This window comes from Streptomyces eurythermus, from assembly GCF_014649115.1.
Classification (GTDB): domain Bacteria; phylum Actinomycetota; class Actinomycetes; order Streptomycetales; family Streptomycetaceae; genus Streptomyces; species Streptomyces eurythermus.
Window position 1 is genome coordinate 92,756 of record NZ_BMSK01000029.1, and the last position, 12,127, is coordinate 104,882.

The following is a 12,127-nucleotide window of genomic DNA, read 5'->3' on the forward strand; positions in this document are numbered from 1 at the left end:
CCACGCGGATCTGAACGGCCGCGCATTTCCTCCGGGGGCATGCCGGAGGGCGAGCCCGGCGGTGCGCCCCAGGTCAGAGATGGTATGACGCAGATCACAGAGGAGGATGCAAGATTTATTGCCGGACCAGGGCGCTCCCGGGCCTAGGTAGAGAAGCCTCATTCGCCTTGACACCGCTGGAGTTCCACGTGAACACGCCGCCCCGACCAGATCCAACTTCCCTGCAGGACCGCGTTCGTGCAGCTTGTGAGTCTATGGAGCAGACTCTCGAGTCGTTCCACGCAGAGATAGACGGTGCCGACGGCCGCAGGCTCTGCCATCGCGAGCACCTGATCCATCTGGCAGTCCAAGTGATCGAGGAGTTCCGCAAGTACAAGCACGAACTAACAGCCGCGCTGGCAGAACTGCGGCCGGAGGAAGGAGAGACGCAGTCCTCAGCTGAGGACCGGGCGAAGAAAATCTTCGGACCCCGTCGCTGTGCCGAATTCCTCGCACTCATTCTGCTGCAATTGGATGCCGTGCTCAGGCGGCCGCACGTGCTGGTCGTGTTCCATCCACATGTACATGAAGCGTTCCTCGCACGGAACGCCGCTCTTGAGGGCGACGCTGAGGTTGTCGACGCGTTCACCAAAGACGTACTGGGCCGGCACCCCGGCCGCTGGCGCGGAGCCGTGGAGATGGCCCTGTTAGGGGACTGGGTCGACCTGTTGGCATGCAGAGACGGTGTTTTTTACGTCAAGGACGTGCTCGAGCGTGAGGCGGAGGAGCACCACAGCCAGCTGCAGCCGCTGTGGGAGCGGAAGGCAAGGGGGAAGCGGACCCTGCTGCTGGGGCAGCCGGTTGACGCGACCCGAACCGTCGAAGACCTGCTGGTCGATCACCGCACCCCCGAACAGAAGCTGCTGTCCAACGAGCTCGACACGCGGATCGCTTCGGTGCTGAAGGCGATGCGACCTGCCGAGCAGGCCCTCGCCCTGGAGTGGTCAGCGGCCCGCGACTCCTGGGGTTCGGTAGCCAGGGAACTCAGCTACGAGCGACAGTTCGGAGACAGGGTGCGGCGCAAGCTCAAGAGACTGGGCGACCGCCACATGGACCGGGCCGCGGCGGCAGACCGCACCGCACGGAGACTGAAGTGAACATACTCTCCGCCGCGCTGCCCGAATTCCTCGGGAGCCTGGGCGCCACACTCATCGTGGCGCTGGCCGGCTGGATGAAACGCCGCTGGCGCCGACAGGCCCGCACGCAGGACACCACGCTGAGTCCTGCGACCGGTGAGACCGGCCGGACCGGGGCCATGGACCGCCCCGGCCCGGCCGCTGACCAACGTCAGCCAGCCGATCCGGCATCCAGGACTTCGACGACTCCGCTCGCCACGCTGCAAGTGCCCCAGCACGAAGCGCCGAACGCTGTGATCGGCGCAGCGCTGTCCAAGGGCGGGGCCTCGGCCACGGCGTCGATGACGGCGAGCACCTCTTCGTGAAGGCCACTGGACAGCTCCGCCATGACGCCGGGCAGCCGGCGGGAGGCGGCGGCCGCGGTGAAGAACAGCCTGGTCATGCCGAGCTGCCCTGCTGTTCCGTCCGCACCTCAGCTCCGGGGGCAACGAGGCCATCGAAGTTGCCCACTGCGGTGGCGTCGCCGCACACACCGGTGGAGTCGGTGTCGACGGGGGTGAGAGTGCCGTTACTTCGCACGGTCCAGGCCACCAGCGGGTCCACGTTGGACGAGCCGTCCTCTTGCTTGTACCGAGCACTCCACCCACCCCCAGGGATAGCGGCGACAACGGGGTGCCCGCCTTCCGAGAGGCCGGTGAAGGTGCGGCCGTTGTTCGCCGGGACAAGTCGACCGCTGCGCTCATCAACGACGAGCGCCTGGCCTTCGTCGTCCCAGGCGATGACGGGCTTGCTCCTGTAGACCGTGCGGCCGCCCTCTTCCTGCTTGTAGTGCGCTTCGTAAGGGTGTTGTGCAGGGATCACTACGTCTCCTGGGCAGGTCATTACTGGACTTGGTGCGACCGTACGGCCGGGGCGGTCTGTCCGTCCCAGGGTTTGACCAGCGTGACCGGATGCCGTGAGGCCCCGCCCTGCGCTGCTGCGCCGGTGCGGGGCCTCATACGCGTATCCGCGGGGGTCGGATGTTCATGCACGCGCTGCCGTGTCCAACGCCCGAGCTGGCCGTGCGGTCACGGCCCGCCGGGGTCGTCCTGTTGCCCGTCGCCATCTCCTGGATACGCACATCCCCCGCGGCGTACCGGTCCGGGCGATCAGGCGTCGTCAAGCCCCGGCCGGCCCGCACCGGCACGCCGCTCGGCCGCGCGACGGCGGATGACGTCGGGCAGCTGGCGGGAGGCGGCGACCGGGATGAAGAACAGCCCGATCATGCCGAGCCCGGTCACGGCGGCGCTCAGCAGGCCCACCGACACCGACGGGTCGTCGACCGAGGCCACCCCGCAGAACACCGAGCTGACCGCGACGAACACCAGCGACGCGACGATCCACCCCTCCCGCAGCGGGGACCGGGTGCGGGCCACCACGCTCAGCCACCACGTCCAGCCCGCCATCACGCAGAACAGCACGGCCACCGGCGGCAGCAGCATGGGCGGCGCCCACCGCGCGACGTCGCCACGGGGCAGCTCCTGCCCGGTCAAGTAGCCGACCCGGACCAGCCACACCAGGTACACCGGCACCTCGATGGCGATCACCACCCACATCAGGACCCGCAGTCCCCGTAACGCGTCCCGCTGCTCGCCCATCCCCACGCCCTCCCCCTTCGATCACCAGGTCAGGGGGAACGTAGCGGCCCGGCGTCCACGCCGACCAGGGCGCCGTCACCCGCAAGGGTGGAGATCAGCCGCCGTCGATGCGGTCGAAGCCGCGCAGCACGGGGTCCAGCTCGGCGGCCGCGCCGCACAGGGAGCACAGGCGGGTGCCGGGCTGCTCCGCGACGTCCAGCGCCCGCTCCAGGGGCAGCAGCGGCGCGTTCTGCGGGGCCTCGGTGCAGTCGACGGCGTGGAGCACGGCGCCGCCGGGCCCGCGGCCGCCGGCCTTCTACAGCACCCACCCCGAAGGCCGGCGCGGTCCCAGCACCTCGCGCACCGCCGACGGCGGCGGCAGCCGCTCGGTGGGCACCACATCGTAGGGGGCGCCGTCGACCGGCCGGACGTGCTCGGGGGCACGCACCCACACCCGGTACTCAGCGGCCTGGACGTCGCCGTCGTACAGCCAGCCGCGAGGCGTCTCGCGCCGGGCCCACAGGCGCGCGGTGAGCTCCTGGCCGTCCGGCAGGACCACCCGCACCGGCACCGGCATGCCGTCCGCAGGAGTCGTCATCATGGCCACCACGGTAGGCAGCCCCGCCCGCCTCGAGCGCCGTCACCCGCGCGGGTGCCAGATCATCGGCCTCTGTCCACAGGCGGCCCGGCGTGTCCTGGGCGGCATGGACGACACCACAGCGCCGCCGGCCTCGCGCCCCGGCAAGATCCGCGCCGCGCTCGCACGAGCTGAGCGCGCCGTGTTCACCCGCCCCGCCCCGAAATCCCCGCGAGCCCAGATGAAATTCCTTCGCACGCGCGTGAAGGGCTCGACGCAGGCCTTGGCCGAGCGCCTCGGCGTGTCCCGGCGCACGGTGCAGCGCTACCTCGCCGGAGACGCCACGAAGCCTCACAAGCGCCTCCGGGAGGTTCTGACGCAGGAGACCGAGGAGCAATGGCAACCGCAGGTCAGGGCGCAGGCGAGGCGGCGCGCGGCGACCTCCGGCGGTCTTGTCATCACCTGCCGGGCCACCTTCGGCTTCACCACGAACGGCACCTCGGACGACGCCCGGGTGCGGGACATCATGACCGCTGTCTCGCCCTCGCACGCCGCCCGGATCCTGGAGGCGCAGGAGCGTGGAGCGACGGACGATGAGCTGCAACCGCTGCTCGCTGAGGCCATCACCGAGTCCTATTTCCGCGAGGGAGGGACAGCTCGCGCGGGCCTGCGCGCTGATTTCCGGGACGTCGAATACCTCCAAATAGATTTCTGACCGCGCCGAATACCCGGCTGCTATAAACCTGTCTACGGCTGCCGCGCACCCGCCCGACGGCCGGGAATTTTGTCACCCGTTTCCGCGACGATTGGGAGGCTCCGTGAGCACCCCTGTTCCCCCATCCCGCCGCCGGCACCTCTCGGCGCCCGGCACGGCCGCGCCCCGCCAGCCGGTCGACCAGGCCAAGGTCGGCCGCCGCGCGGTACGCCGCCGCGCCGCCGGGATGACCGCGACCGAGGCCGCAGTCGCGCTCGAGGACGCCCGGCTGCAACAGCACATGGACCGCGACCGCGAGGACCTGGCCGACAACGAACGCGGCCCGGCCGAAGTAGCCGAGTGGGAGCGCATCGCACTGTTGCTCGCCGCCACCGGCGGCGTCTACGACCCCCAGACCGACGCCGTCGCCCAGGACGAGCTCGCCGCCGACCGGCGGGCCGAGGAAGCCGAGCAGCAGCGCCTGAAGGCCCAGCAGCAGCTCGCCGCCCGCGCCGACGAACTCGCCGCGCTCGCCGGAGCCGGCCGGCTCGACCGGACCGTGGAGAGCCAGCCAGGAGACGAGGCCGCCCGCAACCTCCTGGCCCAGCGCGGCGACTACCGCTGTCCGAAGGTCGACAACTGGCTGGCGCAGGCCCTCGCCGACCACTCCGGTCACTACGCCGAACCGGCCGCGCGCACGGCCGCCGTCGGCTCCCTGCCCCCGGCGGTGCGCGCCCACGCTGCCCTGCTCGCCGCACTCGCCCGCACCGGCGCCCGAGCCTGCGACGGCGAGCTGGAGTTCGCCGCCCGTCTCGCCCAGGCCGACCCGGCCGCTACCAACGCGCTCGCCGCCTGGCTCGACCGCGCCCTCGCTCCTACCGACCCGGCAGGCACGGGCGGCGCACGGTGAGCGCGGCCGACCGCGTAGTGGCCTCCTGGGCGGAGGTGACCGGCTGCGGCACCCGCTACGAGGACCTGACGGCCGACGGCCGAGGGACTGTAAGGGTCCGAGGAGCGCCGGAGCGGTTTTGGCGGTAGGGCTCAGCGCCCTCTAGAGGGGTGGATGCAGCCCGCGCACGGCGCCGGAATTCCGCACCGACCGGGTCAACGCCCGCACTACGATGCGCAGATGAACGAGCTGTCGCCGTCCATACGGCGCACCCTGTACAAGCGCAGGTCGCTGCGCCGCGCGCTGCTTGACACCTCCGTACTGACCACAGACATCATCGCGGCCACCCGGCGGCGGGACCCGTCGTCGTTCGTCGCCGGGGCGCGGGCGGGGACGGTGCGGTGTCTGATCCCGGTTCACGTGTGGGAGGAGGTGCCGCGGGTGCTGGCCGACCGGCACCAGGAGGGCGGGCGGTTCGACCTGGGGCGGGCGCTGGAGCTGTGGCAGTCCCGGTACGCGCCTGTTCTTTACGTCGTGGACACCGCCGGCCTGCCGATGACCCCGCAGGCTCACGTTCTCGCCGGACGGGATGCCTCCGATGTGCCGATGCTGCTGTTGGCCGGGGTGATCGCCCCGGTAGTCATCATCGGGACCGATGCGGACCTGGTCGACAGCGGGCTCGCGTCCAAGGAGTGGCGGGAACTGCGTTCGGCCCTCGGGGACGTGGGGGTGACGGAGGGCAAGATGATCGACCTGGAGCGGCAGGCCAGCGTCTTCCTGAATCTCACGGAGCACGTGGTGAAAGGGGTGATCCGGCAGAGCAGCCCGAAGCGTCTGGCGGCCGCGGCAGTAGTGGCCGGGGCTGTGGGCGGAGCGCTGTACTGGCGGCAGCAGAAGCACCCACGAGTCCCCTCGCAGCGGCAGCCGGTGTGGCCGGTGATGCTGGAACACGTCTCGGCGCGGATGGCCGCCCACGCCGAGCGGCACGCCCGCGGGGAAGACCGGTGGCGGCAGGCGGAGCTGGGGACGCCCGGCGACACGCTGCTGCATCGGGTCGCACGGACATTGGTCAGGTCGCGGGAGCCTCTGACCCGTACGGCGATCGTGAACAGCCTGGGAGAGGCAGTTCCCGGTGCCGGGCACACCGAGCGGATGGCCGCCGTCCGGGATGTGCTGACCGCCCACGCGATGTTCGTGGACGTCACGGGCCGGGGGCACTGGCAGGTCGGCCGCCTCGGCAGCCGGTAACCGGAGAACTCACCTGCACCGTGTCCTCACTCAACCTTTGATGAGAATCGCTCAACCTTCGATGCGACAGGTCAACCCGGCCCGCCGGTGCGGGCGGCTGCCCGGGTGCTAGACGCACCCTGTCACGCTCACCGAACGTCACAATCTGCGTGTCACGCGTCCTGTTGCGCTGCCTGTCACGTCGCCGGGATGGCGCGTGACAGCACCCAAGCAAAAGCCAACTAATTCGGGCATTGAGGCTCGGAATCGGCCCGGAACCCCTCTCGAGGCCGTTTTCGCGTGACAGGCGCGACAGCGTGACAGCATCTCCGGGGGTGATCACGTTGCGTGTGGGGCCGGGTCAGGGGATCTGCCGGACCGAGGCGTCGTGGTGACTGAGGGAGACGGGCGTGTCCACCGGGTGCAACCAGCGCAGCGGCACGGTGAGCGTGCCGATCCGGGGCAGTTCGACGGGCTCGCCCTCGGCGTCCAGCAGCATCCCGGAGACCTGATAGCCGCCCCCGGTCGGGAGGCCGGCCTCACGTGCCTGATCCTCGGTGAGCTCCACCGTGATCCGGGGGCTCGCCCTCATCACCAGGCCGTGCGCGGTCCGGGCGGCGGTGTCCACGTCGACCACGGACAGCAGGAAGTACGTGCCGCGCAGCCAGCTCAGCGGCAACCAGGAGTCGCCCATCTTCTCCGGCCGGTACCGCCGCCACGGGAGCGCGAGGGGCACCTCGCAGCGGTACGTCTCGCCCACCCGGACGTCCTTGGTGCGCATACCTCCAGGGTCCTCCCCGCCGGGCGCCACCGCGCACCGCCGGGTTTCGTCCGTACCGTCCCGGCGCGCCCCGCGCCGGCGCTACGGTGAGGACACACGCCAGCAACCGTCCAGGAGCCCCGGATGAGCCAGCAGCCGGCCCCCGCGCCCGTACCCGACCGTCAGCCCCTCGATGAGAACGCCGCCGCGTCGATCCGCGCGTATGCGGCCGACCAGCGCGCGAAGGTCGACGTCCTCGCTTCGGTGCTGGAGGACATCGCGGAGAACGGCTACCCGGCCGCGGAGTCCGGTGTGCTGTGGGAGGAAGCCCGCGACGCCCACCTGGAGCGCCTCGCCGACGAGCAGCAGTCCCGCCGTGTCGCCTGAGCACGGCCCGCGCCGGTCCCAGGTCGTCCTGGTGGAGCCCGCGCTGAGCCAGCTGGAGAAGCTGACGGCGGCCGAGACGCACCGCCTGGACCGCGCGATCGTCGCGATCAGCGTCAACCCAGAGCTGGGCTCCCCCGTGCCCGGCACCCTGTTGCGCGACTACGTGGACGACGTCGACGGGGTCCGGGTGATCTACTACGTGACCGCCCTCCGGCAGATCACGATCGTGGCGTACGTCGAAGCCTGAAGCAGCAAGCAGCGCCCCGGACCGCGACGGTCCGGGGCGCTGCTGCATCTGCTGCACGGCGGGCGAGGGGTGCTGCACCGGGAGGCCGGAAGCCGGGCGGCACACGGGTGCTGCTCGTGCAGCAGCGGATCCGTGCAGCACCCGGCCGAAGACCCGGCTGCACGGCGGTCAGTTGCTGCCGGTGGCCCACCGCTCCATGGGGCTCGGGTCGTTTTTCAGCAGGGTGTCGCGGCGGTACTGCGCGGTGGCCCGCTTGACGTCCATGGCCTTCGCCAGCTCGCCGTACGAGCCGCCTTCTGCGGCGTGCTGACGGACGGCGGCGTTCTGGATGCCCCCCAGCCGGTCCAGCAGGTCGGCGGATGTTGCGATGGTCGTCTCGAGGTCGTCGAGGCTCGCGTCGCCGGCGCGCAGCTGCGCGAGGCCGTGCAGGACGGCACCGAACCGCTCGGCGAGCTGGCCGACGTCGTCGCCCAGCGCCTGGGCGTCGGCGGCGGACAGCGGGATCGTGAGGTCGGGGACGGGGTCGGTGTGCTCGGGCTCGGTGGTCACCGGGCTCTCCTCCTGGTGGTGCGGGTCGGACAGGGGCGGGGGTGCTGTTCTCAGCGGTCGACAACGTCCTTGTCGAGGTCGCGGTGGTGAAGGTCGACGGCCAGACCGCGCCCCGTGTACCGCTCGGCCAGGTCGGCAACCAGGTGCGCGGCGGCCCTCTCGGCATCACCGGACAGGACAGCCGCAAGCGCGTCGGCCACCGTCGCGGAGCGGTGACGGCCTCCCGCGCACCCGACGGCCACGGTCAACGGCTCATCCTGGCGCGGCCCGGCGAGGTAGGCGTCCACGGTGGCGGCCATGGCGTGCACCAGCGCCAGGACACCGTCGGTGCCCATCACCGCCTCACGCACCGGGGCGTCCCGGGCGGTGAGGTAGCGCAGCTCCGGGCGCAGGTGCGGGTCCCGGAACTGGTGGCGCAGGTCGTAGCAGACGCGGGCGGCCGGCTCCGGGCCGTGCAGGTAGCCGAACGAGGTGATCACCACGGTGACCATCAGAAGCCCTCCCAGGGGCAGTGACGGGTGCGGACGGGGGTCTAGAGCCACTCGAAGGCGCGCCGGACGGCGCCCGCGGCCCCGGCCAGGTTGTCGGCGTGCAACCGCACGTCGAAGTCGTACGGGTCCTCGGCGACCACCATGACCCGCTCGGAGGCGGCGTCGAAGACGCCGGCGAACGCCTCGTGGACACCGGCTACCTTGAGCGCCTGGACGATGTTGTCGTGGTCGGCGCCGCCACGCCGGACGGCGTCGGCAAGCAGGTTGAGCGCGGCGGCCGCGGCCGGGGCGAGCACGGCCAGGCCCTCACCGCCCGTGGCACCGGCGGCCCGCTCGGCCGCCGCCTCGACGCTGCTGATCCGGGCGAGGGCCTTCGACTGCTGCTCCGTGAGGACTCCGATCCGATACGCGGTGGGAAGGTCTCGGTGGTGGCGCGCCCGGGTGGCCGGAGAGCGATGACATTCCGGGGCCGGCCGCCCGGTGGCACGGCAGTGAAGCGCTCAGGCGTGCTGGGCGAGGTAGCGGGCGGCGGTGTCCACGAACTCGTCGTGCGCGACCATCGCGGCCTCGCGAGCAGCGGTGAGTTCCTCGGTGCTGCCGAAGTGGTCCCGCATCGCGTAGGTCAGCGTGACCATGTGGTCGGCGGCGACGCGCACGGCCGGATCCGTGATGAGGACGCGCATCGCAACCAGCGGCCGGGTGACCTGGGAGCGCGTCAGGTGGCTCTCACTGCGCAGGGCCTGGACCCGCTCGTGGTCGGCGCCCTTGAGGATCGCGTCGCCGCGCATCCACATCGTCCGGCGGTGGTCGCTGGCGGCGCAGGCCAGCGCGGTGACGGCCTCCAGGCGGTCCCGCCGGATCGTCTCGCCGTGGCTGACGCGGACGCCGCGCTCGGCGGCCCGCTCCTGAAAGCGCCCGGAGACGATCGAGCCGAGCAGCGTGCCGAGGACGGCGAGGGCGGCGGTGACCAGGGTGAGTAACACGGCGACTCCCGGATCGTATGGATTCCCGTACAGAAGAAACTGTATGGGAATCTGTACAGTCAGGGGAAGGGGGCCGCTCATGATTCTTTTCGCACCGCTTCCGAGCTGCGCGTTTCCCGCTGGCGGGAAGCGCGCGTACGGATCTGACACTCGCTGCCCGCGCTACGCCGACCGAGCTGCTGACGAGCTGTTTGGCCCTGTACCAGGGAACCTTTGTCCACCCGGACGGGGGCCTTCGGTGTCGGCACCGACACAGGGAACGCGATCGGCGCTGCACCGGTGGAGGGTGCAGCGCCGACGACCGTGCGAGCGTGCTGGCCTGCTCAGCTGACGGCGTGCAGCGAACCGCGCCTCTTGGCGGCCGCGGCCTTCTTGGCAGCGGCGGCGGCCGCTCGCTTCTTGCGCTGCTCGGCGAGCTGGTCCTGGTAGGCGGCGACGGCCCGGTGGTAGTCCGCCACGTAGGTCTTGCTGTCCAGCCGGTCTGCCTTGGGCATCGCCTTGACGGCGTCCAGGGCGTCCTCGGGGGAGTTGTAGCCGGCCAGCATCGGGTTGATCTGGTAGACGCCGTTGCGGACCTTCTTGACGAGCTTGGCCAGCTCCAGCTCCCGCAGTGCGGCGTTCACGCTGGGGCGGCTGAGCCCGAGCAGCTGACCGAGGGTGGCCTGGTCCATCGCGATGCGGCCGCCGGCCTCGCTGCGTGCCCGGAGCTTCAGCAGTGCCCGGTAGGCGGCGGGCGGTAGGTCCAGGTCGGCGAGGAGACCGTCGGCGTTGGTCGCCGACCACTTCAAGGTACTCACTGGGCTGATCCCTCCTCCTGGCGCTGCGCGCGGGCCAGCCGGCGTGCAGCGCGTTCCTCGGCCCGCTTCTTCCGTAGCTCCTCGATCGCCTCGCGCATGTGCTCCAGCGACGGGAACCGCACCAGATCCGGCAGGCTCTCGTCCCTGCGGATCTTCGCGATCGTCTGGTCCTGGTCGACCTGCACGTACTCGGCTTCCACCAGCTCCGTGCCCGGGATGAACTCCGCTACACGGTACGAGTAGGGCGGGTTGAACTGGTAGACACCGCGGCGCACCTTGAAGACGATGCCATGGCTCATGACCTCCTGCAGCGCCTCATTGATCTTCGCTCGGGGCACGTCCAGGACCGTCGCCATCTCCTCCTGCGTCAGCCGGATCTGCCCGCCGGCCTTCTGGCAGGCGATCAGCAGCAGGATCAGCCGCAGCGGCAGGGCCTCGCGGAAGTACTGCGCGATCAGGAAGAAGAACTCCAGCGAGTCCATGGAGAACGCCTTGGGACGCTCCGGGGTGTCGTAGAACTCCATCGGCTTGCGCTCGCTGCTGAGCGAGAGCTTCCGGCGCGGGTAGCGGCGAGCGACCGAGTCGAGGTCCTCAACCGGCTGAACCGGCTTGGACCACGCCTGGATCTCATCACCGAGGGGCAGCTCCGTACGGCGCACCGCGCGCTTCGGTGCGGGACGACGGCGCTGTGGCTCGGGTGTCACGAGGCTGCTCTCCACTCCGCTGATCTTGGACGCCAGCAGTATGTCAGCCACGCCGACAAATATGTCGGCCTCACTGACGTTCCGGCGTGTTGTGTCCCCCCAGGGGGGACAGATCTCCCCCTGCAGGCGACGGCAGACCGCTCGACGGGACACCGTCGCGAACGTCGGTCTGGCTGACGTTTCGAGCCTGAAAATGTCGACGTGGCTGACATTTGGTCGGCGATGTGACTACTCAGGAGGTACATATCGCAAACGTTGTGTACCTCCTGGAGTGACAGATCGCCGGATGTGCAGGCCGCTGACCTGCGGGTTCTTGATCTGCGTAAGTATTAGGTGGCTGAGGTCGACCCGCAGGCGCCGGCCGGACCCCGGCGTAGCTGAGGCGGCTTCGCGCGCGGGCCCGTGGGCCCGCGCGGACCGTAGGCGGCACCAGCGGCTCTGAGTCTCGGGCGGTACTGGCCGTGACGGACCAGCAGCAAAAAGGGCGTGGCGGGTGCCGTCGAGGGTTCCGCCGCCCGGCCCGAGGGGCCGTTCGGCTCCGGTACCTCCGCACGCCGAATTCCGAGTTCCCCATTTCCGAGGTTCCGTTCTGTGGTTAAGGCCAATGCGGCGAAGGTGAATTTGGCCAATTCTATCTGTGCTGACTTTCGGTGAAAGCAGAAGTCAAATTCGCGGGTGTTTTTTGCTAGCAATGGTGCGCTGTGCTGGTTCCAGACTCTATCTAGCTCCAGAGAATGATGCACGCTAACTGGACCCGATCACCCGATGGAGGTACGCCCGTCCCGGTGGTCCGGCCTCTCACTCTTCCGACGGCCCGTCACCCCCCCTCCCCTGCCTCTTGCTGCTGCTCGGGCCGTCAGGCCCGTGGGTGGGCCGCGCGGAGCGTGGCGCACCTGGTGGTACGGCGGGTGACGTGGGGTCAGGCGGTGGGGTGGTGGGTGGCTGGAGCGCAGCGGAGGCCACTGGTCCGGCCGGAGGCCGGACCCGGCCCGCAACGCGGGCCGGATGCCCTGCGGTTGGCGGGGAGCGCGGAGCGCGTGCCGCCTAGCGGTGAGCGGAGCGAACCGCATCCGCTCACGCGGAGCGGGAGC

At 70.6% G+C, this 12,127-nt stretch carries 16 protein-coding genes and 1 pseudogene; 7 read left to right on the forward strand and 10 right to left on the reverse strand.

Translation table 11 applies throughout. The features are described 5' to 3' along the window. Positions 1–254: 254 nt before the first annotated feature. Both IE251_RS37090 and IE251_RS37095 read left to right on the forward strand, forming a co-directional pair. Complete coding sequence (locus tag IE251_RS37090; protein WP_189757338.1) at positions 255–1,136, forward strand: hypothetical protein; 882 nt, start codon at positions 255–257, stop codon at positions 1,134–1,136. Continuing rightward, positions 1,133–1,480 (forward strand): hypothetical protein, encoded by a 348-nt coding sequence (locus tag IE251_RS37095; RefSeq protein WP_189757339.1) that lies wholly within the window; start codon positions 1,133–1,135, stop codon positions 1,478–1,480. The genes IE251_RS37090 and IE251_RS37095 overlap by 4 nt, the downstream gene beginning before the upstream one ends. 73 nt (positions 1,481–1,553) lie before the next feature. Here IE251_RS37095 and IE251_RS37100 read toward each other — a convergent pair whose 3' ends face one another. The 3 genes and pseudogenes from IE251_RS37100 to IE251_RS37110 form a co-directional block, all read right to left on the reverse strand. Next, complete coding sequence (locus tag IE251_RS37100; protein ID WP_189757340.1) at positions 1,554–1,976, reverse strand: hypothetical protein; 423 nt, start codon at positions 1,974–1,976, stop codon at positions 1,554–1,556. Positions 1,977–2,263: 287 nt separating this feature from the next. Next, positions 2,264–2,752, reverse strand: coding sequence for a hypothetical protein (locus IE251_RS37105; RefSeq protein ID WP_189757341.1), 489 nt, complete (start codon positions 2,750–2,752; stop codon positions 2,264–2,266). 94 nt (positions 2,753–2,846) lie between these two features. Then, positions 2,847–3,332 (reverse strand): annotated as a pseudogene (locus tag IE251_RS37110) (DUF6233 domain-containing protein). On the opposite strand from IE251_RS37110, the gene tpg reads away from it, so the two are divergent. From tpg to IE251_RS37125, 3 genes are all read left to right on the forward strand, one after another. After that, positions 3,331–4,023: a telomere-protecting terminal protein Tpg gene (gene tpg / locus IE251_RS37115; protein ID WP_307784872.1), complete on the forward strand. Its 693-nt coding sequence runs from the start codon at positions 3,331–3,333 to the stop codon at positions 4,021–4,023. The pseudogene IE251_RS37110 and the gene tpg sit on opposite strands and share 2 nt — an antisense overlap. A 103-nt stretch (positions 4,024–4,126) precedes the next feature. Continuing rightward, complete coding sequence (locus IE251_RS37120) at positions 4,127–4,912, forward strand: hypothetical protein (protein WP_189757342.1); 786 nt, start codon at positions 4,127–4,129, stop codon at positions 4,910–4,912. A gap of 219 nt (positions 4,913–5,131) precedes the next feature. Continuing rightward, entirely contained in the window at positions 5,132–6,139 is a 1,008-nt protein-coding gene (locus tag IE251_RS37125) for a PIN domain-containing protein (protein WP_189757343.1), read from the forward strand. A 340-nt stretch (positions 6,140–6,479) separates the two neighbouring features. Here IE251_RS37125 and IE251_RS37130 read toward each other — a convergent pair whose 3' ends face one another. Further along, complete coding sequence (locus IE251_RS37130) at positions 6,480–6,899, reverse strand: hypothetical protein (protein ID WP_189757344.1); 420 nt, start codon at positions 6,897–6,899, stop codon at positions 6,480–6,482. Between the two features lie 123 nt (positions 6,900–7,022). Between IE251_RS37130 and IE251_RS37135 the strand changes: the two genes are divergently transcribed. Continuing rightward, complete coding sequence (locus IE251_RS37135) at positions 7,023–7,265, forward strand: hypothetical protein (protein WP_189757345.1); 243 nt, start codon at positions 7,023–7,025, stop codon at positions 7,263–7,265. Continuing rightward, a complete protein-coding gene (locus tag IE251_RS37140) occupies positions 7,255–7,512 on the forward strand; it encodes a hypothetical protein (protein WP_189757346.1) in 258 nt (85 codons plus the stop codon). Before IE251_RS37135 ends, IE251_RS37140 begins: the two co-directional genes overlap by 11 nt. A 168-nt stretch (positions 7,513–7,680) precedes the next feature. Here IE251_RS37140 and IE251_RS37145 read toward each other — a convergent pair whose 3' ends face one another. The 6 genes from IE251_RS37145 to IE251_RS37170 all read right to left on the reverse strand — a co-directional run bounded on the left by IE251_RS37145 (position 7,681) and on the right by IE251_RS37170 (position 11,087). Continuing rightward, positions 7,681–8,061 (reverse strand): hypothetical protein, encoded by a 381-nt coding sequence (locus IE251_RS37145; RefSeq protein ID WP_189757347.1) that lies wholly within the window; start codon positions 8,059–8,061, stop codon positions 7,681–7,683. Between the two features lie 50 nt (positions 8,062–8,111). After that, a complete protein-coding gene (locus IE251_RS37150) occupies positions 8,112–8,552 on the reverse strand; it encodes a RapZ C-terminal domain-containing protein (protein ID WP_189757348.1) in 441 nt (146 codons plus the stop codon). A 41-nt stretch (positions 8,553–8,593) separates the two neighbouring features. After that, positions 8,594–8,848, reverse strand: a complete 255-nt coding sequence (locus IE251_RS37155) for a hypothetical protein (RefSeq protein WP_189757349.1) — start codon at positions 8,846–8,848, stop codon at positions 8,594–8,596. Between the two features lie 204 nt (positions 8,849–9,052). After that, positions 9,053–9,535 (reverse strand): plasmid transfer protein KilB, encoded by a 483-nt coding sequence (gene kilB, locus IE251_RS37160; protein ID WP_189757350.1) that lies wholly within the window; start codon positions 9,533–9,535, stop codon positions 9,053–9,055. A 323-nt stretch (positions 9,536–9,858) separates the two neighbouring features. Further along, positions 9,859–10,332, reverse strand: a complete 474-nt coding sequence (locus IE251_RS37165; protein WP_189757351.1) for a helix-turn-helix domain-containing protein — start codon at positions 10,330–10,332, stop codon at positions 9,859–9,861. Next, complete coding sequence (locus tag IE251_RS37170) at positions 10,329–11,087, reverse strand: hypothetical protein (protein ID WP_373302100.1); 759 nt, start codon at positions 11,085–11,087, stop codon at positions 10,329–10,331. The genes IE251_RS37165 and IE251_RS37170 overlap by 4 nt, the downstream gene beginning before the upstream one ends. Between the last annotated feature and the right edge of the window lie 1,040 nt (positions 11,088–12,127).

Excerpts from the sequence above, each read along its gene's own strand:
- IE251_RS37090 (WP_189757338.1), top strand. The coding sequence starts at position 255 with ATGGAGCAGACTCTCGAGTCGTTCCACGCAGAGATAGACGGTGCCGAC.
- IE251_RS37105 (WP_189757341.1), bottom strand. The coding sequence starts at position 2,752 with ATGGGCGAGCAGCGGGACGCGTTACGGGGACTGCGGGTCCTGATGTGG.
- tpg (WP_307784872.1), top strand. The coding sequence starts at position 3,331 with ATGGCCACCACGGTAGGCAGCCCCGCCCGCCTCGAGCGCCGTCACCCG.
- IE251_RS37125 (WP_189757343.1), top strand. The coding sequence starts at position 5,132 with ATGAACGAGCTGTCGCCGTCCATACGGCGCACCCTGTACAAGCGCAGG.
- IE251_RS37130 (WP_189757344.1), bottom strand. The coding sequence starts at position 6,899 with ATGCGCACCAAGGACGTCCGGGTGGGCGAGACGTACCGCTGCGAGGTG.
- IE251_RS37135 (WP_189757345.1), top strand. The coding sequence starts at position 7,023 with ATGAGCCAGCAGCCGGCCCCCGCGCCCGTACCCGACCGTCAGCCCCTC.
- IE251_RS37150 (WP_189757348.1), bottom strand. The coding sequence starts at position 8,552 with ATGGTCACCGTGGTGATCACCTCGTTCGGCTACCTGCACGGCCCGGAG.